The organism is Amycolatopsis orientalis (assembly GCF_000943515.2).
Taxonomy (GTDB): domain Bacteria; phylum Actinomycetota; class Actinomycetes; order Mycobacteriales; family Pseudonocardiaceae; genus Amycolatopsis; species Amycolatopsis orientalis.
Map to the genome: position 1 here is coordinate 606,389 of NZ_CP016174.1, position 24,441 is coordinate 630,829.

Annotated in this window: 21 protein-coding genes; 12 read left to right on the forward strand and 9 right to left on the reverse strand. The window is 68.8% G+C overall.

Features of this window, described 5'->3' with window-relative positions:
• The first annotated feature begins 151 nt into the window (after positions 1-151).
• From SD37_RS02955 to SD37_RS02975, 5 genes are all read left to right on the forward strand, one after another.
• The gene (locus tag SD37_RS02955; RefSeq protein WP_083254863.1) at positions 152-1,321 is read left to right on the forward strand and encodes a PrsW family intramembrane metalloprotease; all 1,170 of its coding nucleotides are present in this window, start codon (positions 152-154) and stop codon (positions 1,319-1,321) included.
• Positions 1,322-1,468: 147 nt separating this feature from the next.
• Positions 1,469-2,392, forward strand: coding sequence for a Rossmann-like and DUF2520 domain-containing protein (locus tag SD37_RS02960; protein WP_044853727.1), 924 nt, complete (start codon positions 1,469-1,471; stop codon positions 2,390-2,392).
• Entirely contained in the window at positions 2,389-3,297 is a 909-nt protein-coding gene (panC, locus tag SD37_RS02965) for a pantoate--beta-alanine ligase (protein ID WP_044853728.1), read from the forward strand. Before SD37_RS02960 ends, panC begins: the two co-directional genes overlap by 4 nt.
• 12 nt (positions 3,298-3,309) lie before the next feature.
• Complete coding sequence (panD, locus tag SD37_RS02970; protein WP_044853729.1) at positions 3,310-3,804, forward strand: aspartate 1-decarboxylase; 495 nt, start codon at positions 3,310-3,312, stop codon at positions 3,802-3,804.
• A gap of 4 nt (positions 3,805-3,808) precedes the next feature.
• Positions 3,809-4,588, forward strand: coding sequence for a type III pantothenate kinase (locus SD37_RS02975; RefSeq protein ID WP_044853730.1), 780 nt, complete (start codon positions 3,809-3,811; stop codon positions 4,586-4,588).
• A 154-nt stretch (positions 4,589-4,742) separates the two neighbouring features.
• Here the strand turns inward: SD37_RS02975 and SD37_RS02980 are convergent, their stop codons facing one another.
• Positions 4,743-5,519 carry a class I SAM-dependent methyltransferase gene (locus tag SD37_RS02980; RefSeq protein WP_044853731.1) on the reverse strand — a complete coding sequence of 259 codons (777 nt, stop codon included), beginning with the start codon at positions 5,517-5,519 and terminating at the stop codon, positions 4,743-4,745.
• 96 nt (positions 5,520-5,615) lie between these two features.
• Here SD37_RS02980 and lysS point away from each other — a divergent pair, with 96 nt between their 5' ends.
• Complete coding sequence (gene lysS / locus SD37_RS02985) at positions 5,616-7,127, forward strand: lysine--tRNA ligase (RefSeq protein WP_044853732.1); 1,512 nt, start codon at positions 5,616-5,618, stop codon at positions 7,125-7,127.
• Positions 7,128-7,278: 151 nt separating this feature from the next.
• Positions 7,279-7,632, forward strand: coding sequence for a histone-like nucleoid-structuring protein Lsr2 (locus SD37_RS02990; RefSeq protein ID WP_037318336.1), 354 nt, complete (start codon positions 7,279-7,281; stop codon positions 7,630-7,632).
• 30 nt (positions 7,633-7,662) lie between these two features.
• Here SD37_RS02990 and SD37_RS02995 read toward each other — a convergent pair whose 3' ends face one another.
• Positions 7,663-8,484 carry an AraC family transcriptional regulator gene (locus SD37_RS02995; protein WP_044853733.1) on the reverse strand — a complete coding sequence of 274 codons (822 nt, stop codon included), beginning with the start codon at positions 8,482-8,484 and terminating at the stop codon, positions 7,663-7,665.
• A gap of 66 nt (positions 8,485-8,550) precedes the next feature.
• Here SD37_RS02995 and SD37_RS03000 point away from each other — a divergent pair, with 66 nt between their 5' ends.
• Positions 8,551-9,150 (forward strand): TIGR03086 family metal-binding protein, encoded by a 600-nt coding sequence (locus SD37_RS03000; protein WP_044853734.1) that lies wholly within the window; start codon positions 8,551-8,553, stop codon positions 9,148-9,150.
• Here the strand turns inward: SD37_RS03000 and SD37_RS03005 are convergent.
• Entirely contained in the window at positions 9,147-9,965 is an 819-nt protein-coding gene (locus SD37_RS03005; protein ID WP_145926510.1) for a (2Fe-2S)-binding protein, read from the reverse strand. The genes SD37_RS03000 and SD37_RS03005 overlap by 4 nt on opposite strands.
• Positions 9,966-10,323: 358 nt before the next feature.
• Here SD37_RS03005 and SD37_RS03010 point away from each other — a divergent pair, with 358 nt between their 5' ends.
• Together SD37_RS03010 and SD37_RS03015 are read left to right on the forward strand one after the other, a co-directional pair.
• Positions 10,324-12,882, forward strand: coding sequence for an ATP-dependent Clp protease ATP-binding subunit (locus SD37_RS03010; protein ID WP_037318325.1), 2,559 nt, complete (start codon positions 10,324-10,326; stop codon positions 12,880-12,882).
• Positions 12,883-13,052: 170 nt separating this feature from the next.
• Positions 13,053-14,831: an Hsp70 family protein gene (locus tag SD37_RS03015; protein ID WP_044853736.1), complete on the forward strand. Its 1,779-nt coding sequence runs from the start codon at positions 13,053-13,055 to the stop codon at positions 14,829-14,831.
• Between the two features lie 72 nt (positions 14,832-14,903).
• On the opposite strand, the gene pcp is transcribed toward SD37_RS03015, so the two are convergent.
• Positions 14,904-15,539 carry a pyroglutamyl-peptidase I gene (pcp, locus tag SD37_RS03020; RefSeq protein ID WP_037318317.1) on the reverse strand — a complete coding sequence of 212 codons (636 nt, stop codon included), beginning with the start codon at positions 15,537-15,539 and terminating at the stop codon, positions 14,904-14,906.
• A gap of 27 nt (positions 15,540-15,566) precedes the next feature.
• A complete protein-coding gene (locus SD37_RS03025; RefSeq protein ID WP_044853737.1) occupies positions 15,567-16,982 on the reverse strand; it encodes a M1 family metallopeptidase in 1,416 nt (471 codons plus the stop codon).
• A gap of 150 nt (positions 16,983-17,132) precedes the next feature.
• On the opposite strand from SD37_RS03025, the gene SD37_RS03030 reads away from it, so the two are divergent.
• On the forward strand, positions 17,133-20,318 hold the full coding sequence (locus tag SD37_RS03030) for an AfsR/SARP family transcriptional regulator (RefSeq protein WP_044853738.1): 3,186 nt from the start codon (positions 17,133-17,135) through the stop codon (positions 20,316-20,318).
• Positions 20,319-20,383: 65 nt separating this feature from the next.
• On the opposite strand, the gene SD37_RS03035 is transcribed toward SD37_RS03030, so the two are convergent.
• Both SD37_RS03035 and SD37_RS03040 read right to left on the reverse strand, forming a co-directional pair.
• Complete coding sequence (locus SD37_RS03035) at positions 20,384-21,184, reverse strand: ABC transporter permease (protein ID WP_044853739.1); 801 nt, start codon at positions 21,182-21,184, stop codon at positions 20,384-20,386.
• Positions 21,181-22,158 (reverse strand): daunorubicin resistance protein DrrA family ABC transporter ATP-binding protein, encoded by a 978-nt coding sequence (locus SD37_RS03040; protein ID WP_044853740.1) that lies wholly within the window; start codon positions 22,156-22,158, stop codon positions 21,181-21,183. The genes SD37_RS03035 and SD37_RS03040 overlap by 4 nt, the downstream gene beginning before the upstream one ends.
• A 180-nt stretch (positions 22,159-22,338) precedes the next feature.
• Between SD37_RS03040 and SD37_RS03045 the strand changes: the two genes are divergently transcribed.
• Positions 22,339-23,325, forward strand: coding sequence for an endonuclease/exonuclease/phosphatase family protein (locus tag SD37_RS03045; protein WP_083254864.1), 987 nt, complete (start codon positions 22,339-22,341; stop codon positions 23,323-23,325).
• Here the strand turns inward: SD37_RS03045 and SD37_RS03050 are convergent.
• Together SD37_RS03050 and SD37_RS03055 are read right to left on the reverse strand one after the other, a co-directional pair.
• The gene (locus SD37_RS03050; protein ID WP_044853741.1) at positions 23,318-24,130 is read right to left on the reverse strand and encodes an SIR2 family NAD-dependent protein deacylase; all 813 of its coding nucleotides are present in this window, start codon (positions 24,128-24,130) and stop codon (positions 23,318-23,320) included. The genes SD37_RS03045 and SD37_RS03050 overlap by 8 nt on opposite strands.
• A complete protein-coding gene (locus SD37_RS03055) occupies positions 24,123-24,431 on the reverse strand; it encodes an antibiotic biosynthesis monooxygenase family protein (protein ID WP_005165349.1) in 309 nt (102 codons plus the stop codon). Before SD37_RS03055 ends, SD37_RS03050 begins: the two co-directional genes overlap by 8 nt.
• Between the last annotated feature and the right edge of the window lie 10 nt (positions 24,432-24,441).

A 24,441-nucleotide genomic window follows, 5' to 3' on the forward strand; every position in this document is an offset into this window, starting at 1 on the left:
TTCCTGCTGGACGCACGGCCGAAAGGCCCGAGTACAACCCGGTACGAGGACCTTCCGGCCGCACGCCCAGCAGAAACCCGGATCCGCCGAATACCCCCGAAGGACTTCCGGCGGCAACCACTGCCCCGTACCGACGGTAGGGTGACCCGCTGTGAGCGAGCCTTCCTCCCCGGAGCCCGGTTCCGACCGCGCCCGCAGGCCTCGGTCGATCACCGTGCTCCTGCCGGTGCTCGGGCTGATCGCCGTCGCGCTGTGCGGGCTGTTCGTCTTCGGCACGGTGACCGAGAAGGTCGGCCTTCCCGCGGTGACGATCGGCGTGCTCGCCGCGCTCGTCCCGGTCGCCGTGGTGGTCACCGCGTTCCTGTGGGTCGACCGCTGGGAACCGGAGCCGCCGAAGCTCCTGCTGCTGTCCTTCGTCTGGGGAGCGTGCGTCGCGACGATCATCGCGCTGCTGCTCAACAGCGGTGCCGAGGCCGTCGGTGACCTGCTGCTCGGCAGTGGCAGCGGCGGCAAGATCAGCGGCCTGGTCTCCGCGCCGCTGGTCGAGGAGGCCGCGAAGGCCGCGTTCATCCTCCTGCTGTGGTGGCGCCGCCCGATCGAGTTCGACGGCGTCGTGGACGGCATCGTCTACGCCGGGTTCACCGCGGCCGGATTCGCCTTCACCGAGAACATCTACTACTTCGGCCGGGCCTTCGCCGAGCACGGTTTCGGCGACGGCACGAGCGCGGGCGTGGTCGCCGCGTTCTTCCTTCGCGGGGTCCTTTCGCCGTTCACGCATCCGCTGTTCGCGGTGATGACCGGGATCGGGCTCGGCGTCGCGGCGAGCAGCAAGGTCCGCTCGCTGCGGATCCTCGCGCCGATCGGCGGTTACCTCGTCGCCGTGCTGCTGCACGCGCTGTGGAACGGCGCCGCGCTGCTCGGTGGCGCCAAGACCTTCCTGAACGTCTACTTCCTGATCATGGTGCCGCTGTTCATCGGCGTCTTCTCGGTGGTGGTCATGCAGCGGCGCCGCGAGCAGCGGATCGTCGCGGCCGCGCTGCCGATGATGGTCGACGCGCGCTGGATCGCGCCGTCCGAGGTGCCGCTGCTGGCCAGCCTGTCCGGACGGCGGTCGTGGCGGAAACAGGCGCGGAAGCAGTCGGGGCGGGACGCGGCGAGGGCCGTCGGCCGCTACCAGGCCAGCGTGACCGAACTGGCGTTCCTGCGGCGGGGCCGGAAGCTCACCGACGAGGCGAAACAGCGGCAGCGTGAACTGCTGCGGGTGCTCAAGACCTCGCGCGCCGAGGCCGTGAGGCTGGCGGACGGTGCTCCGCGCGGGTGACCTCGGTCAGGTGAAGCTGGTCACGGGGGTCGTTTCAGACACGGGCCGGAGGGTTACCCTCGCGCCGTCGTCTGGTACCCGCGACCACCGAGCGGGACTGGAACGAGTTGAGGAGTTTTCGACCATGAGCGTCCATTGGCGCACGCCATGACGAGGCCCGCTCGGCTGGCCGTGGGTGTCGTTTCCGCGGGCCGGGTCGGCAGCGTCGTCGGCGCCGCACTCACGAGGGCCGGGCACACGGTCGTCGCCGCTTCGGGCCTTTCCAACGCCTCGGTACGCCGGGCGGAGCAACTGCTCCCCGAAGTCCCCCTTCTGCCTCCCGACGAGGTCGCGCGCCGTGCCGACCTCGTCCTGCTCGCGCTGCCGGACGACACGCTGCCCGGGATGGTGCGCGGATTCGTCGCGACCGGTTCCCTGCGGCCGGGGCAGATCGTCGTGCACACGTCCGGGGCGCACGGTATCGACGTCCTCGCGCCCGCCGCCGAGGCCGGGGCGCTGCCGCTGGCCCTGCATCCGGTGATGACCTTCACCGGCCGCGCGGAGGACCTCGACCGGCTCACCGCCTGCAGCATCGGCGTCACCGCGACGGAGGGTGACGAAGCGGCCTGGAACGTCGGTGAAGCGCTGGCCGTGGAGATGGGCGCGGAGCCCGTCCGGATCCCTGACGAAGCGCGAGCGCTCTATCACGCGGCGTTGGCACACGGGGCGAACCACCTGATGACACTGGTCGCCGATTGCGCGGAATTGTTGCGGGAAGCGGGAATCGCCCAGCCCGAACGCCTGGTGGCTCCGTTGTTGTCGGCGGCATTGGATAATGTTCTGCGGCACGGGGACCGGGCGCTGACCGGGCCGGTGGCCCGTGGTGATCTCGGCACCGTGCGTAAGCATCTCGCGGTGCTGGCCGAGCGGGCTCCCGGAGTCGCTCCGGGCTATCGCGCGCTGGCCAAGCGCACGGTGGCGCGCAGCGATGCCGCCGGGCTCCTGAACGCCTCGGCCGCCGCCGAGCTCACCGAACTCCTCAGTGATCCGGCAGACCCCACAGATCCCGCCGAAGGGCAGCAAATCCAGTGACCACACCGAAATTCGCCCGAGGCACGCTGCACACCTTCCAGCCGCCCGAGCAGGTGAGCCAGGTGACGCGTGCCCTGCACGGGGTCGGCCGCAAGGTCGCGCTGGTGCCCACCATGGGCGCGCTGCACGCGGGTCACCGTGAGCTGATCCGCCGGGCCAAGCGGCTTCCGAACACGGTCGTCGCGACGTCGATCTTCGTGAACCCCCTGCAGTTCGGGGAGGGCGAGGACTTCGAGGCGTACCCGCGTCCGCTGGACAAGGACCTCGAGGTGCTGAAGGAGGACGGCGTCGAACTGGGCTTCCTGCCCAAGGCGTCGGATCTGTATCCCGAAGGTGCCGCCGTCACGGTCCACCCCGGCGCGCTCGGGGACGAGCTGGAAGGGGCGGTGCGGCCGGGGCATTTCGCCGGCGTGCTGACCGTGGTGGCGAAACTGTTCAACATCGTGCGGCCGGACTACGCCTTCTTCGGGGAGAAGGACTACCAGCAGCTGGTGCTGATCAAGAAGATGGTGCGCGACCTGAACTTCGAAACCCGGGTCATCGGGGTGCCGACGGTCAGGGAGCGCGACGGGCTGGCGTTGTCCTCGCGCAACGTCTACCTGACTCCTGAACAGCGCGAGGACGCGATCGTGTTGTCGGCGGCACTCACCGCGGGTGCCTTCGTCGGCCGCGACGGCGCGGACGCCGTGCTGGCGACCGCCAGGAAGACCCTCGCCGCGCGACCCGCGGTCGAGGTCGATTATCTGGAATTGAGGGGAACCGACCTCGGGCCCGCGCCCGTCGACGGTGAAGCGCGGTTGCTGATCGCGGCCAGGGTGGGGAGTACCCGGCTGATCGACAACGTGCCGGTGGTGCTCGGTGCGGCCGCCGACCATCCGGAACACGCGCTGGACGCAGGGGAATAGGGAGAGTCCACGATGTACCGCACAATGCTGAAATCAAAGATCCATCGGGCGACGGTCACCCAGGCCGATCTCCACTACGTCGGATCGGTGACCGTCGACGAGGACCTGATGGACGCGGCGGATCTGCTGCCGGGCGAGCAGGTGTCCATTGTGGACGTCACCAACGGCGCGCGGCTCGAGACCTACGTGATCGCGGGCGAACGCGGCAGCGGGGTGCTCGGCATCAACGGTGCCGCGGCGCATCTGGTGCACCCCGGCGATCTGGTGATCCTGATTTCGTACGGGCAGATGGAGAACGCCGAGGCGGCCTCGTTCCGGCCGCGGGTCATCTTCGTCGACGCGGACAACCGGATCGTCGAGAAGGGCGCCAACCCGGGGCACGCGCCGGAGGGGTCCGGGCTGCTGAGCGGCACCGTGACGCTGGCCGACGACGACACGATGACCTTCCCGGTCGCCGAAACCGCCGACGCCCGCCGTCTCGACGCGCTGCTGCACGCCGAGAGCTGAGTCGTTGCTGCTCACGATCGACGTCGGCAACACCAACATCGTGCTCGGCCTCTACGACGGCCCGGCACTCAAAGGTGACTGGCGGATGCGCACCGACGCGCGGATCACCGCCGACGAGCTCGCGCTGACCATGCGCGGGCTCCTCGGCGCGCACGCGGACGCGATCACCGGCATCAGCGCGCTGTCCACGGTGCCCGCCGTACTGCGCGAGCTGCGCGTCATGCTCTCGCGCTACTACGGCAGGCTGCCGAAGATCGTCATCGAGCCGGGGGTGCGCACGGGCGTGCCGCTCCTGGTCGACAACCCCAAGGAGGTGGGCGCGGACAGGCTGGTGAACACCCTGGCCGCGCACCATCTGCATCCCACCACCGCCTGCGTCGTGGTGGATTTCGGCACTTCGACCAATGTGGACGCCATTTCCGCCAAGGGCGAGTTCCTCGGCGGCGCGTTCGCGCCCGGGATCGAGATCTCGGTCGACGCGCTGGCCGCGCGGGCCGCGGCGCTGCGCAAGGTGGAACTGGTGCCGCCGCGGTCGGTGATCGGGAAGAACACCGTGGAATGCCTGCAGTCCGGCATCCTCTACGGTTTCGCCGGCCAGGTCGACGGCCTGGTGAAGCGGATCAAGCGCGAGCTTTCGCCGGACGGGTCGGAGCCCGTCGCCGTGATCGCGACCGGTGGCCTGGCCCCGCTGGTGCTGGAGGAGTCGGAGACGATCACCGAGCACGTGCCGGACCTCACCCTGCTGGGCTTGCGCCTCGTCTACGACCGCAACCACCGCGTTTAGTCCTCTGAACGCGGTTGACCGGGGCGCGCGGTGGGTGCTCGCTGGGGCTGAAGGGCCCTTTCCCCGCATCGCATGCGGCGAAAGCGCCCTTCGCCGCGTGAGATGAGGGCAAAGGGCCCTTCACCCGCGTCCGTCGCGACCTTGGCCGGGCCACTCAAGATCGACGGCGCGTCCGGAAGACCGTGGTGGTGAGCGGGAGGTCGAATTCCCCCGAGGCGGTTTCCGGGTTCCGGTCGAGGAATTCCCGCGCCGCGCGCAGTTTGGCCGCGCGTTCCGCTTCCGGGGCGACCAGGAGATGCGAATGGGTGGCGATGGTCTCCACCAGGCTTTCCGCCGTCCTGGGCTGTTTGTGGTCGAAAGTCTCCTTCTCGAACGGTTCGAAGGCCTCGTGTTCCGGCAGCGATTCGTAGTCGCTCAGCCAGCGCCTGCTCATCGAGCTCTTGATCAGTGAGTTGAACTCCGCCAGCCAGCCCGTCGACTCGTCGTCGTGATTCCACAGCGCGGCAACGACTCCGCCCGGCCTCAGCACCCTGGCGATCTCCGGATAGGCCAGATCGAGGTCGAACCAGTGGAAAGCCTGCCCGATGACCACGGCGTCCACGGATTCGTCCGCCAGCGGGATCCGCTCGGCGGTCCCGATGAGCGGCGTCACGGAGGGGAGCGCCTTGGCGAGTTCTTCGAGCATCTGCGCGTCCGGCTCGACGGCGGTGACCGTGACCCCCAGCGCGACCAGCCCTTCGCTGACCTTGCCGGTACCGGCGCCGAGGTCGAGGACCCGTTCCGGTGGCCGGTTCGCGCCGGCCAGCCCCCAGGCCAGTGCCTTTTCCGGATAGTCGGGCCGGTGCGCGGCATAGGCGGCGGCCTTCGCGCCGAACGAAGCGGCGCGGCGAGCGTGCAGTTCGGGTTCGATGCCGGGAGTGGATGAGTTCACGCGAACCAGGTTAATGGAGAGAAAACCAGCCGGTCCGGACCCGGAAAAGGTAATCCGGTTGGCGTAGGGAACCGGTGGGTTCGTACGCTGTGCGGCATGACTGAAATCCCCGCATCCGAGGGCGTGAGCCCCGACGAAGACCTGCCGGAACAGATGCGGGTGCGCCGGGACAAGCGCGACCGGATAATCGCGGAGGGTATCGATCCGTATCCGGTCGAGGTGCCCCGGACGCACTCACTGGCCGAAGTGCGCGCGAAGCATTCCGACCTTCCCGCCGACACCGCCACCGGCGACATCGTCGGTGTGACCGGCCGGGTCATGTTCATGCGCAATACCGGAAAACTGTGTTTCGCCAGTCTCCGTGAAGGCGACGGCACCGAGTTGCAGGCGATGATCAGCCTCGCGAAGGTGGGCGCGGACGCGCTCGCGGCGTGGAAGTCCGATGTCGATCTCGGCGATCACGTATTCGTCTCCGGCGAGGTCATCACCTCCAAGCGCGGTGAGCTTTCCGTGATGGCCGACTCCTGGCGGATCACGTCGAAAGCATTGCGCCCGTTGCCGGTGATGTACAAAGACCTGGCCGAGGAAACGCGGATCCGGCAGCGTTATGTCGATCTGATCGTCCGTCCCAAGGCGCGCGACGTGGTCCGTACCCGGGCCGGTGTGCTGCGTTCCCTGCGTGACTCGTTTCACGGCCGGGGATTCCTCGAGGTCGAGACGCCGATGCTGCAGACGCTGCACGGGGGTGCGGCGGCCAGGCCATTCGTCACGCATTCGAATGCCTTCGACCTCGATCTGTACTTGAGGATCGCGCCGGAGCTGTACCTCAAGCGTTGCGTGGTCGGCGGTATCGAGAAGGTCTTCGAGATCAACCGGAACTTCCGGAACGAGGGCAGCGACTCGTCCCACTCGCCCGAGTTCGCCATGTTGGAGTACTACGAAGCGTATGCGACCTATGACTCCAATGCGGTGATGACACGGCAGCTCATCCAGGAGGCGGCGCAGAACGTTCTCGGTACTCAGGTGGTCACTCTCGCCGACGGTTCGGAGTACGACCTGTCCGGCGAGTGGACCACACTCGGAATGTACGAGTCGTTGTCCGAGGCGTTGTCGGAAGAGGTCACTCCCGAGACATCGGTGGACAAGCTGCGTTCCTATGCCGAAGCGCGGGAGCTGGAGGTCGACCCCAAGTTAGGGCACGGCAAACTCATCGAGGAACTGTGGGAACACCTCGTCGGCGATCATCTGCACGAACCTACTTTTGTCCGTGATTTTCCGGTCGAGACATCCCCGCTGACCAGGCAACATCGCAGCAAGCCGGGGGTGGCCGAGAAGTGGGATCTGTACGTGCGCGGTTTCGAACTGGCCACCGGATACTCCGAGCTGGTCGATCCCGTGGTGGAGCGCCAGCGTCTGGTGGAACAGGCCAGGCTGGGCGCGCAGGGCGATAGTGAGGCCATGAACCTGGATGAGGATTTCCTCCGGGCACTGGAGTACGGAATGCCGCCGAGCGGTGGTGTCGGAATGGGGATCGACCGGTTGCTGATGGCGCTGACCGGCCTTGGTATCCGGGAGACCATCCTGTTCCCGCTCGTCCGACCTGAATAACCCGTCCGCGTGACAGATACCTCGATCGTTCTCGTAAACGAGATTTGCGTTATGTCTCGGTAGCGGGTATTAATGTCGCTAGACAAAGTCTTCTGTCCGGGGCATGCCCCGTACCAGATCATTCGTGTAAGCCCCCAGCAGGAGGAAACAGATGGCACAGAAGGTGCTCGTCTCGCTCGTTGACGACCTCGACGGCAGCGAGGCGGAAGAGACCGTTGAGTTCGGTTTGGACGGTGTCAGCTACCAGATCGACCTTTCCGCGGAAAACGCGGAAGAACTTCGCGACGCGCTGGCCCAGTATGTGGAGCACGCCCGCCGCGCGGGTGGCCGTAAGCGCACCGCCATTCGTCCGGTCGCCGGCGTGAAGGCCGCCGCCCGCCCCGCGACCGTGGACCGCGAGCAGAACCAGGCCATTCGCGCCTGGGCCCGCAAGAACGGCTTCCAGGTTTCCGACCGTGGACGTATCCCGTCCGAGGTCGTGGAGGCCTACCACAAGAAGAACTGAGGTCTCCTCGACCTTCGAGCCGCCGGGAACCTATTCCCGGCGGCTTTCTTGTTCTTGTACACGGTTCAAGCGGGCGTACTCCGTGGGCGCCCATCCGGTCACGGAGCGAAAATCCCGGATGAAGTGTGCTTGGTCGCTATAGCCCAGCTCGGTCGCCAGTTTCGCGTAGTCCGGCTGTTCCTCGGCCGCGATCCGTGCCGCCGCTTCGTTCAACCGGTATACCTGAATCGCCCATTTGGGGGCGGTGCCGACATGTTCGGCGAACAGTCGTTGCAGACTTCGCTGAGACAGGCCCGTTCGGCTTGACAGCTTCCAGACCCGGGTAATGGCCGGTTCGGCCGCGATTGTTTCCACCGCTTCGATGGCCGTCCGTGCCGCCGCGGTGAGGACAGGGCGTTTCGCGAGGAGCAGTTCCTCCGCCATGCGGACCATTTCGAAGTCGTTCGTCGCATTGCGTACCGATTCCGTCACTCCTCCGGCGCAGGGGAAGAGATCGGTGAGTGGAACGGAACCGCCGGAGATCATCGAGACCGGACCGGTGAGGAATGCCCGGAAAGCCCCGGGCCGGAATCGCACGCCGATACCTTGATCCACACCGTCGACGACGTAGCGGAAAGGCCGTTTCCCCGGCCCGAAGGCGCCGGCCGCGTCGCGGAAGAACGTCACGTTGACCGCGAGATTCGGCAGTACCACCTGTTCATGGGGCGGACGGCCGGTCAGGTCCCAGCGCAGCACCCAGTGGTGGTCGACGAACGGGCGCAATTCCGGTGCGGGCGCGTGCCGGACCAGGCTGAACTTCGCGCTCGCCTCCCGCGCGTTGACGATCCCCGCCGGGATCCGGTGCCTGCTCACCCGCTCAACGTAATCGTGTCGCGTTTCTTCAAGACGGCGTGGCGGCCGCCGTGAACTCATGCCCGTATGCCCGAACACGCCGCTCTCATCGCCCCCGCCGCCGCGAAGTTCACCGCGGTCCTGCGCGGGATGGGCGAAGCCGATCTCACCGCGCGCACCCCGTGTACCGAGTACGACGTCCGCGCGTTGCTGAACCACCTTCTCTACTGGGGCCCCTGGCTCGAAGCCGCCGGACGCAAGGCGCCGCCGCCCGAGGTGTCGTCCGGCGAGGCGGAGGCGGACCTCGTGGGCGCCGATCGGCTCAGCGCCATCGGTGCCATCGGTGCCATCGAGGAGCAGACCGCCCGGCTCGTCGACGTCTTCGGCGCTCCCGAGGCTTGGCAGGGGCAGACCACCTTCGGCGGCCAGCCGATGCCCGCCTCGATGGCGGGGTACATGGTGCTGGACGAGTTCGTCTTCCACGGCTGGGACCTCGCCAGGGCGACCGGCGCGGAGTTCACCGTCGCCCCCGAAGTCGCCGACGCCGTGTACGCGATCGCATTGGAGATCGGCGATCAGGCGCGGGCGATGAAGGTTTACGGCGAAGAAGTGCCCGTCGCGGAAGGCGCGACGACGTTCGAACGTGCTCTGGGCGCGACCGGACGGAATCCCGGCTGGACGCCTTAACGGATTCGCGGGCAGCCCTCGCATTCCGATTCCGCGGGCAACAGATAGGAGTAACAGCAGCTTTCCCGGTTTCTCGTCCACTCGCGGCGACCATCGGCGGCCGGGGCCAGCCTCAGCTTCGACGCGGACGTCAGCGGCGGGAATCGTGCTTCGAGGACCAGCGCGGCGTCCGCGACGCCGGAGCCCTCGGCGTCCGCGGTCCCGCCCAGCCGCCCCGCCGACCACAGCGCGTTGTCGAGCGCGTCCGTGGCGGCCGCCCACAGCTGCCGCCGCCCGAGCCTCGTCAACGGCCCGTAGACGTCGATGAACCGGTTCGCGTGCGCGACGAACCTTCCGCGCAGCACGGTCGCCAGGGTTCGCTCGTCCGGCACGACGACGGCGTCCGGATGCGCCGAACCCGGGTCGGTCGGCAGGCAATGGAACCCGTCGCCGAGGACGGCGATCGACTCGGGATGCGGCCGGTCTCCGCCGATCCGGAAGGCCAGCGCGGACGGCGCCAGCGACGGGACGCGGCGTTCGTGGTGCAGCAGCATCGCGCCGGCGAACGCCGGGACGTGCAGATACCAGGACAGGATCCAGCTCGCCGGGATCCGCTCCGGGATCGCGGACGCCTCCGGGTACGTCCCGGCCAGCCAGCCGCCGAGCCGCTCCCGCCAGCGGACGAGACGCGCCGGTTCGCCGAGCAGGGCGTCGCAGCGGACCCAGTCCGGCTCGCTCCCGGGCACCGTGCTGCGGAGCCTGGCGTCTTCGGGCATCCTCGACAGCGAGGCGCGGAGGCCGCCTTCGGGTGACGCGAGCGTGTGGTGAAGCGACACGGGCCCTCCCGTCATTAGGTACGCCTAACCTTACATACGGTCGGTGACTACTCCGGTCGGGTGTCCATCCACTGGGCTGTCTCTGGCCGACTCGGTGTGTTCGCGCTCAGCGGACAAGGCGCATCCGACGGAATCCGAGTGCGGGTTCGCACGTTGGGCTTGACGTAAAGGTGCAGGGCAACCGGAAGATGAAGGAGCGCACGGCCGGAGAACGGCCGGGGCGCGAACGGGCCGCAATCAGCCGTAGTGGTACGCCAGCGCGACCGCTTGGCTACTAGAGTGGTCTCACGGTGCTGAATCCATCGCGGTGAAAGCACGATGGAAACGGGCCGCCGTCGCAGCAGTCGAGGGAGTGCACATGTTTGAGAGGTTCACCGACCGCGCGAGGCGGGTGGTCGTCCTGGCCCAAGAAGAGGCCAGGATGCTCAACCACAACTACATCGGCACCGAGCACATCCTCCTGGGTCTGATCCACGAGGGTGAAGGTGTCGCCGCCAAGGCGCTGGAATCGCTGGGCATCGCGCTGGAGGGCGTCCGCCAGCAGGTCGAGGAGATCATCGGCCAGGGGCAGCAGGCCCCGAGCGGGCACATCCCCTTCACCCCGCGGGCCAAGAAGGTGCTTGAGCTGTCGCTGCGCGAAGCGCTGCAGCTCGGCCACAACTACATCGGCACCGAGCACATCCTGCTCGGGCTGATCCGCGAGGGAGAAGGCGTCGCCGCGCAGGTGCTCGTCAAGCTCGGCGCGGACCTCAACCGGGTGCGTCAGCAGGTTCTGCAGCTGCTGTCGGGCTACCAGGGTGGCAAGGAGTCGGCCGAGACCGGTTCCGGACGCGGTGAAGGCACCCCGTCGTCGTCGCTGGTGCTCGACCAGTTCGGCCGCAACCTGACCGTGCAGGCCCGCGAAGGCAAGCTCGACCCGGTCATCGGCCGTGGCAAGGAGATCGAGCGGGTCATGCAGGTGCTGTCGCGGCGCACCAAGAACAACCCGGTCCTGATCGGTGAGCCCGGTGTCGGCAAGACCGCCGTCGTCGAAGGGCTCGCGCAGAACATCGTCAAGGGCGAGGTCCCGGAGACGCTGAAGGACAAGCAGCTCTACACCCTCGACCTCGGCTCCCTGGTCGCCGGTTCCCGGTACCGCGGTGACTTCGAAGAGCGCCTGAAGAAGGTGCTCAAGGAGATCAAGACCCGCGGCGACATCATTCTGTTCATCGACGAGCTGCACACGCTCGTCGGCGCGGGTGCCGCCGAGGGCGCGATCGACGCCGCGTCGATCCTGAAGCCGATGCTGGCCCGTGGTGAGCTGCAGACGATCGGCGCGACCACGCTCGAGGAGTACCGCAAGTACATCGAGAAGGACGCCGCGCTGGAGCGCCGCTTCCAGCCGATCCAGGTCGGCGAGCCGTCGCTCGAGCACACGATCGAGATCCTGAAGGGTCTCCGCGACCGGTACGAGGCGCACCACCGCGTCTCGATCACCGACTCGGCGCTCGTGGCCGCCGCGACGCTGGCGGACCGGTACATCAACGACCGGTTCCTGCCGGACAAGGCGATCGACCTGATCGACGAGGCGGGCGCCCGGATGCGTATCCGCCGGATGACCGCGCCGCCGGACCTGCGCGAGTTCGACGAGAAGATCGCCGACGTGCGCCGGGACAAGGAGTCCGCGATAGACGCGCAGGACTTCGAGCGCGCCGCCCGCCTCCGTGACGAGGAGAAGACCCTCCTCGGCCAGAAGGGCGAGCGGGAGAAGCAGTGGAAGGACGGCGACCTCGACGTCGTCGCCGAGGTCGACGAGGAGCAGATCGCCGAGGTCCTCGCCAACTGGACCGGTATCCCGGTGTTCAAGCTCACCGAGGAGGAGACCACGCGTCTGCTCCGCATGGAGGACGAGCTGCACAAGCGGATCATCGGCCAGGAGGACGCGGTCAAGGCCGTCTCCCAGGCGATCCGCCGTACCCGCGCCGGCCTGAAGGACCCGAAGCGCCCCTCCGGTTCGTTCATCTTCGCCGGTCCGTCCGGTGTCGGTAAGACCGAGCTGTCCAAGGCGCTGGCGGCGTTCCTGTTCGGCGAGGACGACGCGCTCATCCAGATCGACATGGGCGAGTTCCACGACCGCTACACCGCTTCGCGGCTCTTCGGTGCCCCTCCGGGCTACGTCGGCTACGAAGAGGGCGGCCAGCTGACCGAGAAGGTGCGGCGCAAGCCGTTCTCGGTGGTGCTGTTCGACGAGATCGAGAAGGCCCACCAGGAGATCTACAACACGCTCCTGCAGGTCCTCGAAGACGGCCGTCTCACCGACGGCCAGGGTCGTACGGTCGACTTCAAGAACACCGTGCTCATCTTCACCTCGAACCTGGGTACCTCGGACATCTCCAAGTCCGTTTCGCTCGGCTTCTCGCAGGGAGGCGACACCGCCAACCGGTACGAGAAGATGAAGCAAAAGGTCAACGAGGAGATGAAGAAGCATTTCCGGCCGGAGTTCCTGAACCGGATCGACGACATCATCGTCTTCCACCAGCTGACCAAGGATCAGATCATCCAGATGGTCGATCTGATGATCGCGCGGGTCGAGACGCAGCTCAAGGCCAAGGACATGGAGCTCGAGCTCACGCCCAAGGCCAAGTCGCTGCTCGCCAAGCGCGGCTTCGACCCGGTGCTGGGCGCGCGGCCGCTGCGTCGCACGATCCAGCGCGAGATCGAGGACCAGCTGTCGGAGAAGATCCTGTTCGGCGAGGTCCAGGCGGGCCAGATCATCCTGGTCGACGTCGAAGGCTGGAACGACGAAGAGGGCGAGAAGGACGACAAGGCGCACTTCGTCTTCCGCGGCGAAGCGCGGCCCTCGTCGGTCCCGGACGCCCCGCCGGTCAGCATCGGCGCCGGTACGAGCGAAGAGAGCGGTGAAGCCGAGAGCGAGTAAGCCTCGGTGATTTACGGAAACGCCCGTCGCGGGTTCACCCGCGGCGGGCGTTTCCGCGTGCGGGGCCACTTGAGCCTCGTGAGTGGTAATGACGGTTCTAACCGTCATTACCACTCACGAGGCCGTTTTCTCCGCGTGAGACGATGCCACCGGGTCCGGGAGGGGGTCAGGTGGACGTTCTGGCGATCGATTTCGGTACCTCCAGCACGGTCGGGGTGCTCTCGATCCACGGCAGGGGGACACAGGTCGTCGAAATCGACGGGTCGGTGACGATGTCGTCGGCGATCTACGCCGACAAGGACGGCACCGTCTTCGTCGGCCGCGACGCCGAACGCCGCGCCCGGCTGGATCCGAGCCGGTTCGAAGCGAATCCGAAGCGGCGCATCGACGAGGGCGCCCTCCAGCTCGGCGATGTCACGTTGCCCATCGCCGACGCCTTCGCCGCCGTCCTGCGCCGTGTCGGCGAGGAGGCCGAGCTGCTCCTCGCGCGCCCGCCCGCCCAGGTGCGCATCTCCCATCCGGCGGGCTGGGGCCCGGATCGCAAGCAGATCCTCCGCGACGCCGCGCTCAAGGCCGGATTCGGCACCACGCTGCTCATTCCCGAGCCGGTCGCCGCGGCCGCGCATTACGCCTCCCTCAACCAGGGCCAGCTGCGGCCGTCCGGTCCGATCGCGGTGTACGACCTCGGGGCGGGCACCTTCGACTGCGCCGTCGTCGGGGTCAGCGCCCAGGGGTTCGCCGTGCTCGCCGAGGACGGCCTGCCCGACCTCGGCAGTCTCGACATCGACCAGGCGCTGCTGGTCCACATCGGCCGCGAGGTCTCGCATTCCGACCCGGCGGTCTGGCAGCGGGTGCTGCGCCCGCAGTCGGTCGGCGACCGCCGGACGCGCCGTTCGCTGCTGCAGGACGTCCGAGACGCCAAGGAGAGCCTGTCCCGGCATCAGCAGACCGAGATCCCGATGCCGGAGCCGTTCGGGGACGTACGGGTCACGCGGATGGAGCTGGAAGCACTCGTCCGGCCGAGTTTCCTGCGCAGTGCCGAACTCCTGGCCACCACCATCCACCGCGCCGGGCTCACCCCGGACCGGCTCGGCGGCGTCTACCTCGTCGGCGGGCCGAGCCGGATGCCGTTGCTGGCGAGTCTGCTGGCGAATCAGCTCAGGATCGCGCCGACGACGCAGGACCAGCCGGAGACGGCGGTCGCGTTCGGGCTGCACCACGTGCCGGCGGGCGGCGAGGACTCCCAGCTGACCGTGCCCGCGTTCGCCCCGGTCTCCCCGCCCGCTCAGCAGCGGCCCGTCCAGCCGCCGCCTCAGCCACCCCGGCGGCCGCAACCGCCGCGCTGGTCACCGCCTCCGCCTCCGCCCGGCCGGAACTGGCAGAAGCCCACGGCCTACGGCGTCGTCGCGCTCGCCCTCGCGGCGATCGTGACGACGATCGTCCTGCTCACCGGTGGCGAGGACGAACCCGTCGCGGCCCCGGCTCCCGCCGTCCCGGCACAGCAGCCGAACTGCGATCAGGCCGGCCCGAAGGACGCGCAGGGGTTCACGGACTGCCTCCGCCGGATCGCCGCCGTCCTCCCGCAGCGGGACGCCTGCCGGGACGCGCCGGAAGCGGCCGCCGCGATGGGGGCGGCGACCGCGGTCACCTGCGTGTTCAAGAACGACGAGGCTTCGAACGCGATCAACTACTACCAAGGCGTCGCGATGACCGGCCTGGAGGACGACGCCCGGCGGCAGATGACCAAGGGCAAGCCCGTGGAGGGCACCTGGGCGGCCGACGGGCTGCGGGGCCGCTACCTCGCGGGTGCGGGCAAGCGAAGCGGCATCGTGCTCTTCGGAACCGAAGACGCCCCGTTGAGCGCGATGCTCGTCTCGACCCGCCGCGACGGGACCGCGCGGACGACGCAGGAGATGGTCGACTTCTTCACCGCGCAGCTCAAACCCTGAGGGGTCGTGAGTGGCGATTCGGGTTAGAACACGAATCGCCACTCACGACCAGCGCGCCGAAATACGCCCCGTTCAGTGCAGGGTGCCCGCCGGTGTCGAGAGGTCTTCGGTCACCGAGAGCGCGGTGTCGACGATGATCTCCAGCGCCTCCGCCGCGCGATGCACGGCGAGGCTCGGCGCGGTCGTCCGCGCGGCCTGTTCCGGCGTGTAGGGCACGTGCACGAAGCCGCCCCGCACGCCGGGAAAGTCGTTGTCCAGCAAGTGCATCAGCCCATAGAAGACCTGGTTGCACACGTACGTCCCCGCGGTGTGCGAGACCGACGCCGGAAGCCCCGCGGCCTTGATCCCCTCGACGCAGGCCTTCACCGGCAAGGTCGTGAAGTATGCGTTGGGCCCGCCCGGGATCACCGGGACGTCGACGGGCTGCGAGCCCGCGTTGTCCGGGATCCGGGCGTCGATCAGGTTGATCGCGACCCGTTCCGGGGTGACGTCGGGGCGGCCGCCCGCCTGGCCGACGCAGACCACCAGTTCCGGCCGGTATTCGTCGATGGCGTCGCGCAAGGTGATCAGCGAACGCGAGAACACACACGGCAGCTCGACGGCCACGGCGTCTCGCCGCCGGCCGGTGAGCAGGGAAACCGCCTGCCACGACGGGTTCACCCGCTCACCGCCGAACGGTTCGAAACCGGTGAGGAGCACTGACGTCATGCCACTCACCCTAACGTGTGACACGCGTCAGGCGGCCGGCTTGAGGTCCCCGGGGTAGAGGAACTCGGGCGCCGGTTTGGTGTTGCCGTAGAACCACGCGTCGAAGAAGCCCTGGAGGTTCTTGTGCGCGACGCGTTCGGCGAACTTCTGGAACTCCGGCAGGCTCGCGTTGCCGTCCCGGTGCAGTGACGGCCACGTCTTCAGGATGCGGTCGAACGGAGCCGCGCCGATGTAGTTCTTCAGCGCGTGCAACGCCACCGGGCCCTTCGAGTACACGTAGGTGAACTCGTTGCCGGGCCCCATGTCGTACAGTTTCCCGGCCCAGAACCGGTCCGTGGCCTTCTGCACGGCTGCCAGGTAGCGCGCCTTGAGGTCCTGACCCGATTTCGCCTCGGACCACAGCCACTCCGCGTACGAGGCGAAGCATTCGTTGAGGCAGACGTCCTTCCACTTGTCGACGGCGACCGAGTCGCCCCACCACTGGTGGGCGTTCTCGTGCACGATCGTCGGGATGTTGCCCGCCGCGCCCGAGTAGATCGGCCTGCTCAGCGTCTCCAGCGAGAACCCGATCGGCTCGGCGAGGAAGATGCCGCCCGCGGCGTCCACCGGGTACCGGCCGAACTTCGACGCCAGGAAGTCGATGATCTCCGGCAGCCGCGCCTCGGCCTGTTTGGTCGTGGCGGGTGTGCCGGGGGCGTAGGCGTTGACGACCGGGGTCCCGTCGGACAGGTTCGTCCGCTCGAACTCCCATTTGTCGATCGCGACCGTGGTCATGTACGGCACGGCCGGGGTCTCCTCGGCCCAGACGTAGGTGGTCTTCGCGCCTTCGGCGAAGTGCCCGCGCTCGCGGCCGTTCGAGATGACGCCCCACTCCGACGGCACGGTGATCGTGAGGTGGAAGGTCGCCTTGTCCCGCGGGGTGTCGTTGACCGGGTACCAGGTCGTCGCCGACTTCGGTTCGCCCGCGACGAACGCGCCGCCGGATTTCGCGTACTGCCAGCCGTTCTCGCCCAGCAGCGGATCCTCGATCGGCTGCGGGACGCCGTGGTAGGCGATCTCGGCGGTGAACCGCTCGTGGTTCCGCAGCGGACGGGCCGGGGTGATCACCAGTTCGTGGTCGCCGGTCCGCGCGAAGGTCGCCTTCCGCCCGTTGACCTTGACCGAGTCGACGGTCAGCCCGTGCAGGTCGAGGTTGAACGAGCTGAGCGCCTGTGTCGCCCGGCCGGTGATCGTCTGCAGGCCCGTGAGCTGCTTGGTGGCCGGTTCGTAGCCGACCTTCAGGTTGTAGTCGCCGACGTCGTAGCCGCCGTTGCCGTCCTGCGGGTAGTAGCTGTCGCCCGCGCCGTCGGCGCCGGGTTTGCCGGGATCGGCGAGGGCGGTCCCACCGCCGAGGACACTCGCGGCCAGCACGGCTGCGATGACGGCCACACTCCGGTACCTCATTCACGCTCCCAGTCGATCGGCTGTCATTTGGTCCCGAACCTAGTCCCGCGACCTCGGCCGACCGCCCGGAAAGCTCCTCCGTGCCCGGATAATCCCCACTTCCGTCGCCTGTGGGGCCAAGCGGTTGCGGGTTCTGGAAAGCTGGGGACCGTGCGTGTGACGTTGCTGGGCCCCGTCGGAGCGGAGGCCGGAGACGGCACCCCGGTCGACATCGGTGGTGTCCGCCTCCGCATGCTCTTGGCCAGGCTCGCGCTGGACGCCGGCCGCCCGGTCCCGGCGACCGCACTGATCGACGGTCTCTGGGGTACGGAGCCGCCCGCCGACGCGGCGAACGCGCTGCAGTCCCTGGTCTCGCGGCTGCGCAAGATCCTGCGTGCCGACGACGTCGCGCTCGACTCGGGCCCCGGCGGCTACCGGCTGGACGTCGCCCGTGAGGACGTCGACGTCTTCCGGTTCGAACGGCTGGCCGCGGAAGGGCGGGCCGAGCTGGCGGCGGGCCGGGATTCCGGCGCGGCCGCCGTCCTCGCCGAAGCGCTCGGCCTCTGGCGCGGCCCAGCGTTGTCCGACGTGCTCGAAGCCCCTTTCGCGCAGGCTCCGGCGACCCGGCTGGAGGATCTGCGGCTCGAAGCCGCCGAAGACCGGTTCGAGGCCGAGATCCGGATCGGCGGGCACGACCGGGTCCTGGCGGATCTCAAGGAGGCCGTCGCGCGGAACCCGCTGCGCGAACGCCTCGCCGGGTTGTGGATGCGGGCGTTGTGCGCGGCGGACCGGCAGTCCGACGCCCTCGCCGTCTACGAGGAGGTCCGCGCGGCGCTGGCCGACCAGCTGGGCGTCGATCCCTCGGCCGAACTCAAGGAGATCCACCTCGCCGCGCTGCGCGGCGAACTCGGCCCGCCCCCCGCGGTCGCCGATCATCTCCCGGTCCGGCTGACCAGCTTCGTCGGCCGCGACGACGAGCTGAAACTGGTCGCGGAACTCCTCGCCGGCGCGCGGCTGGTGACGCTCGTCGGGCCCGGCGGCGCCGGGAAGACGCGGCTGGCCACCGAGGTCGCGACGCGGCACCCGGCGCACGCGCGCGGACGTGTCTGGTTCGTCCCGCTCGCGGGCATCCGGGACCCCGGCGACCTGCCCGGCGCGGTCTTCGCCGCGCTGGAACTGTGGGATCTCGGACTCTCGCACGGCGGCGACCCGATGCGGCGGCCGGTGGAGGCGCTGGTCCGGGTCGTGGAAACACTCGGTGCGGGCGAGTCGGTGCTGGTGCTGGACAACTGCGAGCATCTGGTCGACGCGGCAGCGGAGCTGACGAACACCCTGCTGCGCCGTGTGCCGACCCTGCGCGTCCTCGCGACGAGCCGTGAGGCGCTGGCCATCGACGGTGAGACGCTGTGCCCGCTCGGCCCGCTGTCCGTGCCGGAAGGCAAGCCGACGGTCCCCCAAGCGGCCGAGGCGGGCGCGATCCGGCTGTTCGTCGACAGGGCGGCCGCCGTGCGCCCGGACTTCCGGCTCGATGAGTCCACTGTGGACGACGTCGCGCAGATCTGCCGCAGGCTGGACGGGATGCCGCTGGCGCTGGAACTGGCCGCGGCGCGGCTGCGTTCGATGACCGTCGCGCAGATCTCGCAACGTCTCGACGACAGGTTCCGCCTGCTCACCTCCGGCAGCCGCACGGCGTTGCCGAGGCAGCGCACGTTGCGTGCCGTGGTCGAGTGGAGCTGGGACCTCCTCGACGACGCCGAACGCGTGCTGGCCCGGCGGCTTTCGGTGTTCGGGGCCGGTGCCGAGGTCGAAGCGGTCGAGAGCGTCTGCGCCGGTGACGGCCTGCCGGCCGAGGACGTCCTGTACGTCCTCGGCTCGCTCGTGGAAAAGTCCATTGTGGACGCGCTCGCCGGGGATCACGGCGAACCGCGCTACCGCATGCTGGAGACCATCCGGGCCTACGCGGCGGAACGTCTCGACGAGGCCGGGGAACGGGAACAGCTGACGAAGGCATATCACCGCTACTACGCCCAGCTCGCCGAGCGGCTGGAGCCGATGCTGCGGACGGCGGATCAGCTCGTCGCCATCTCACGCTACGACGCGGAGCAGGGCAACATCGTGACCGCGCTTCGCCAGGCCATCGACGCCGGCGACGTGGAAATGGCGACGCGCCTGTTCGGCAGCACCTTCTGGTACTGGCTGATCAAGGGCGACAGCAACCGGGTCGAGTCGTTCGTCGCCGAAGTGCTCACTTTCGGCGACCGCCTGGACGAGGATTTCGCGGCCGCGTTCCGGGCGATGCGCGAGATCACCGCGATGGTGCCGGGGGTCGGCGACCGCGAAGCCGTGCGGGAACTCATCGACGAATGCGTGCGGACGAACGCGCACACCCGGTTCGCCGGTCTGGCCATCGGCCTGCCCATGCTGGCCTTCTTCAGCCACGACAAGGAACTCGCGCACCGCGAGGTGGATCGGGCGTTGTCGAGCCCGGACCCGTGGGCCAGGTCGGCGGGGGCATGGGCGCAGAGTTTCATCCTCGTCGACGACGGTGACCCCGAGGGCGCGGACAGGGCCAGGGACAGGGCCTACGAAGGGTTCTCGGCCTTGGGCGATCGCTGGGGCACCGCGATGGCCGTGGGCATGAAGGCGAGCGAAATCTCGATGTCGGGCGATCACGAAGCCGCGCTCTCGCTGTACCGGCGAGGGCTCGCCCTCGCTCTCGAACTGGGGTCGCAGGACGACGTGATCCAGCAGCGCTGGCGGCTCGCGACCGAGTACGCGCGGGCCGGGGACATCGAGACGGCGATGCGCGAGATACGCGACGCGGAGCGCTACGCGAACGACACGGGCAACGACCAGCTCGCGGTGATGGTGCTGGTGGGCAAGGCCGATCTGCTCAGCCGCGCCGGGCGGATCGACGAGGCGCGCGAGGTCGGCGCCCGGTTCCGGGAGCTGATGGCCGACGTGCCGATGCCGGGCTTGTTCGGTGAGGAGTTCGGCGGGTACATCGACACGGAGATCGCGCTGGCCGCCGGAGATCTGGACGCGGCCGAACGCGGTGCCGCGATCGTCGTGAAGTCCACCGCGGACCGAGGTGACATGCCCGATCTCGGGCGGATCGTCGAGGTCTTGGGCCTGATCCGGTTCCGGCAGGGGCGGCCCGACGCCGCCGTCCGGATGCTCGGCGCGGCGAAGCTGCTCCGCGGCAAGCTGGACCTCGGTGAACCCGCCATCCGGGAGCTGATCGACGACCTTCGCGCGCACTTCGGGGAAGAGCGCTACGAAGAGCTGCTGAGGCAGGACGCCGGACTTCCCCGGCCCGATCTGGTGGCTTGGGTCAGCGCCGAGGTGAGCGCGTGAAGGCCCCTTCCCTCAGCTGAACTGAGGGAAGGGGGCCTTCACGCGCGTTCCCCCCTGACCCGGAGTCAGACGCGCTTCCGATAAGCCCAGGTCGCGAGCGGGAAGAAGACCGCGAGCGCGGCCGCCATCCAGATCAGCGATCCGGTCAGCGGACCGGCGATCGGTCCGCCGTTCATCAGCCCGCGCAGGACGTCGGACATCTGCGTCACCGGGCTGATGTCGGCCCACGCCTTCAGCCAGCCGGGCATCGTGCTCGTCCCCACGAACACGTTGCTGCCGAAGGTCAGCGGCATCAGCACCACGAACATCAGGCCCTGCACCGCGCCGGGGCTCTTCAGCAACATCCCGACGAACACCGAAGCCCAGCAGAACGACAGCGCGAACGCGATGACGAGCACGATCGCCAGCGCGAACTCGGCCGGTCCGGTCTGGATCCGGTAGCCCATGATCGTCGCCACCACCATCAGGACGACCAGGCACACCAGGTACCGCACGATGTCGGCCAGTACGGCGCCGATCAGCGGCGCGGACCGCGCGATCGGCATGGCCCGGAACCGGTCGAACACGCCCTTGGTGACGTCGGTGTTCAGCTGGACGCCGACGGTCATGCTGGCCTGCAGGATGTTGAACACCATGATGCCGGGCACGATCATCTGGAGGTAGCCCTCGGTGCTGCCCACGATCGCGCCACCGAAGAGGTAGACGAACATGACCAGGAAGATGATCGGCGCGAGCGTGACGTCGGCCAGCTGTTCCGGGTTCTTGCGGATCTTCAGGACACCGCGCCAGGCAAGGGAAAGCCCGTGCTGCACGCTGCTCGACAGTGATACGCGCCGTGGTGGTGCGGGCGCTGCGATGGTCGTCATACCAGGCTCCCTTCCGGAGTCGCGTCCTTTGTGGACTCGTCGGTCTTCTTGCCGGTCAGTGCGAGGAACACCTCGTCGAGGCTGGGCAGCCGCAGCGCCAGCTCGTCCGCGGTGATCCCGGCTTCGTCCAGCTTGCGGACCAAAGTGGACAGCAGGACCGGGTCGGCGACGGGCGCGGTGAGCAGCCCGGTGTCGTCGTCCCGGTTCGGCCGGGACCCGGTGAGCCCGGCCAGGATGCGCTCGACGGCGTCGAGATCGCCGAGCGCGGTCGGCCGGACCTGCAGCGTCTGGCCGCCGGTCCGCCGCTTGAGCTCGTCGGCCCGCCCGTTCGCCACGACGTGGCCGTGGTCGAACACGGTGATCGTGTCGGCCAGCTGGTCGGCCTCCTCCAGGTACTGCGTGGTGAGCAGCACCGTCGTGCCGTCGGCGACCAGCGTCCGGACCACGGCCCACACCTCGTTGCGGGCGTGCGGGTCGAGCCCGGTGGTCGGCTCGTCCAGGTACAGCACCTTGGGACGGCCGACCAGGCTCGCGGCGAGGTCGAGCCGACGCCGCATCCCGCCCGAGTACGTCTTGATCGCACGTCCGGCGGCGTCGGTCAGTTCGAACCGCTCCAGCAGCTCGGCCGCGCGCTTCTTCGCGTCCGCCCTGGAGAACTCCAGCAGCCTGCCGATCAGGACCAGGTTCTCCGTGCCGGAGAGGTCTTCGTCGACCGACGCGTACTGCCCGGTCAGCCCGATCATGCTCCGGACCGCCATCGGGTTCTTGACGACGTCGTAGCCGAAGACGCTCGCGTGGCCGCGGTCCGGCCGGATCAAGGTGGCCAGGATCCGGACGGCGGTCGTCTTCCCCGCGCCGTTCGGCCCCAGCACCCCGACCACCTTGCCCGCCGGGACCTCCAGATCGACCCCGTCGAGCGCCTTCGTCTCCCCATAGTGCTTGACCAGTCCCTCGGCCCTGATCGCGTGGCTCATGTTTCCTCCTGTGGATCTCGCCCCGCGGACAAAGGTGCCCCGCCGACCTGGCAGACCGCGCACAGCGCGCTGGCAGAACCTGACAGGAACTGATAAGCGCTGGTAGGCGCGGTGTGAGGAGGTTGTGGAGGTGTTGTGGAGGCCGCCGCCACTTGATCGCCGATCGGCATACTCGACGTCATGGTGATCGAAGAACGGCCCGTGCCGGTGGTCCGCCGGACCCGGGGAGGCACCCGGGCGACGCTGGTCAGCGGCCTGCTCATCGCGGCGCTCGTCCCGTTCGCGGTGCTGACGGCGCTGCGGCTGGTGGGCTACGACGGCAACACCTACACGATCGCGGCGCTCGCGCTGACGCCGTACGCCGGGATCGCGACGCTGATACTCGCCCTCCTCGCGCTGGGACTGCGTCGCTGGTGGACCGCGGCCGTCGCGCTGGTGCTGACCTTCACGATCGCCGCGATGGTGCTGCCCAGGGCGTTCGCGAACGAGCAGAAGGCGCTCGGCGGGAAGCACGTCCGGGTGCTGGCGTCGAATATGCTCGGCGGGCGGGCGGATCCGGGCAAGATCGTCGGATACGTGAAGGAACACCAGGTCGACGTCTTGAGCCTGACCGAGATGACCCCCGAGGCGGTCGAGGCATTGGGCCGGGCCGGGCTGTTCGAGATCCTGCCGTTCCACGTACTGCACCCGGCGGAGTGGGCGTCCGGCTCCGGGCTGGTGTCGAGGTATCCGCTCACGCCGTTGAAGCTGAGCGGCGATTCGGATGCGAAACAGCCGAGCGCGAGCGCCGACCTCGGCGACGGCGTCCGGATCGAGGTCGTCGCGGTCCATCCGGCGGCGCCGATGTGGGACAGGCACGCGTGGGTCGCCGAGGCCAAGGACCTGCCCTACGCCGACGCCGAGCACGACATCCGGATCCTGGCGGGCGACTTCAACGCCAGTCTGGACCACTCGCTCTTCCGTGAGCTGCTGACCAGGGGTTATGTCGACGCGGCCGATCAGCTGGGGAAGGCGCTGACGGGGACCTGGACGAACGGGATGGTGCCGCCGGTGCCGATCGACCACGTCCTGGCGGACAAGCGGACGGCGATCGCGGACTTCAAGGTGCTGGAGACGCCGGGCAGTGATCACGACGCCGTCTACGCCGAGATCGTCCTGCCTAGCTGAGCAGTGCGTCCAGCGCCCGGAGCGTTTCGAGGCCGTTGGCCGCGAGAGAGACACCGCGGCCGTGCCGGATCTGTGGCTCGCGCGGGTTGATCCGCACCAGCGCGCCTGTCGCGGCGCTGGCCAGTTCCGAGTAGCGCCGCACCGTCGGCACGGCCTGCCCGGCACCGAGTTCCACCACCACGAGGTCGCGATGCGCCCGCCGCCACGCGGTCAGCTCGTCGAGCTGGGCCTGGCTGCGCCCGCCGAGCCAGTCGTAGTCGCCGAACATCAGGATGTTGGGCCGCGCGAGGCCGCCGCAGCGCGGGCACGACGGCAACGGGTCCGGCGCGCGCATCGTTTCCTCGTCGACCGGGACCTCGACGTCGGCCGCGGACCAGATCTCGGCGGTGCACCGGGCGAGGCACTGCAGGTGGTGGATGGATCCGTGCGCCTCGGCGACCAGCGGATACCCCACCTTCTGAAACTGACCGTCCACATTGGACGTGAACGCGCGGACGCCGCCGGGTTTCCGCGCTCCCCAGGACAGCAGGAGCCGGAAGCCCTCATGCGGCACGGTGGCGCGATACAGCGCGAGCCGGTGCCCGTAGAAACCCCAGGCCAGCCCGGGGTCTTCGGCGAAATGTCGCGGGTCGGCGAGTTCGACGAAGCTGATGCCCAGCCGTTCGTACGGCGGGTACGCCTTCCAGAAACCTTCGTCGCCCCGGAAATCGGGCAGGCCGGAGTCGACGCCCATTCCGGCGCCGGCGCAGACGAGCAGCGCGCCGGCGCCGTCGATCAGTTCCGCGGCTCGTTCGAGCTCACTCACCCGGCTTCGAAGCCTGGACGACCTCGAATTCCAGCAGATTCGCCCCACTGGAGACCGGCTTCGCGCGCTCGCCCGCGTGCGCCTCGCGCGCCGGACCGGACGCCCACGCCTGGTACGCCTCTTCGGACTCCCACTTCGTGTAGACGAAGTAGCGGCTCTCGCCGGAGACCGGGCGGAGCAGCTCGAAGCCGAGGAAGCCGGGCTGGTTGTCGACGGCGTGCAGCCGCGCGGCGAACCGCTTCTCCAGCTCGGGGCCTGCGCCTTCGGGGACCTCGATCGCGTTGATCTTCACGACTGCCATGCCGCCAGCC

What these genes read in the sequence shown, in the direction of transcription:
- SD37_RS02960 (WP_044853727.1), top strand. Translation starts at nt 1,469, where the DNA reads ATGACGAGGCCCGCTCGGCTGGCCGTGGGTGTCGTTTCCGCGGGCCGG.
- panD (WP_044853729.1), top strand. Translation starts at nt 3,310, where the DNA reads ATGTACCGCACAATGCTGAAATCAAAGATCCATCGGGCGACGGTCACC.
- lysS (WP_044853732.1), top strand. Translation starts at nt 5,616, where the DNA reads ATGACTGAAATCCCCGCATCCGAGGGCGTGAGCCCCGACGAAGACCTG.
- SD37_RS02990 (WP_037318336.1), top strand. Translation starts at nt 7,279, where the DNA reads ATGGCACAGAAGGTGCTCGTCTCGCTCGTTGACGACCTCGACGGCAGC.
- SD37_RS03000 (WP_044853734.1), top strand. Translation starts at nt 8,551, where the DNA reads ATGCCCGAACACGCCGCTCTCATCGCCCCCGCCGCCGCGAAGTTCACC.
- SD37_RS03010 (WP_037318325.1), top strand. Translation starts at nt 10,324, where the DNA reads ATGTTTGAGAGGTTCACCGACCGCGCGAGGCGGGTGGTCGTCCTGGCC.
- pcp (WP_037318317.1), bottom strand. Translation starts at nt 15,539, where the DNA reads ATGACGTCAGTGCTCCTCACCGGTTTCGAACCGTTCGGCGGTGAGCGG.
- SD37_RS03025 (WP_044853737.1), bottom strand. Translation starts at nt 16,982, where the DNA reads ATGAGGTACCGGAGTGTGGCCGTCATCGCAGCCGTGCTGGCCGCGAGT.
- SD37_RS03035 (WP_044853739.1), bottom strand. Translation starts at nt 21,184, where the DNA reads ATGACGACCATCGCAGCGCCCGCACCACCACGGCGCGTATCACTGTCG.
- SD37_RS03040 (WP_044853740.1), bottom strand. Translation starts at nt 22,158, where the DNA reads ATGAGCCACGCGATCAGGGCCGAGGGACTGGTCAAGCACTATGGGGAG.
- SD37_RS03045 (WP_083254864.1), top strand. Translation starts at nt 22,339, where the DNA reads ATGGTGATCGAAGAACGGCCCGTGCCGGTGGTCCGCCGGACCCGGGGA.
- SD37_RS03055 (WP_005165349.1), bottom strand. Translation starts at nt 24,431, where the DNA reads ATGGCAGTCGTGAAGATCAACGCGATCGAGGTCCCCGAAGGCGCAGGC.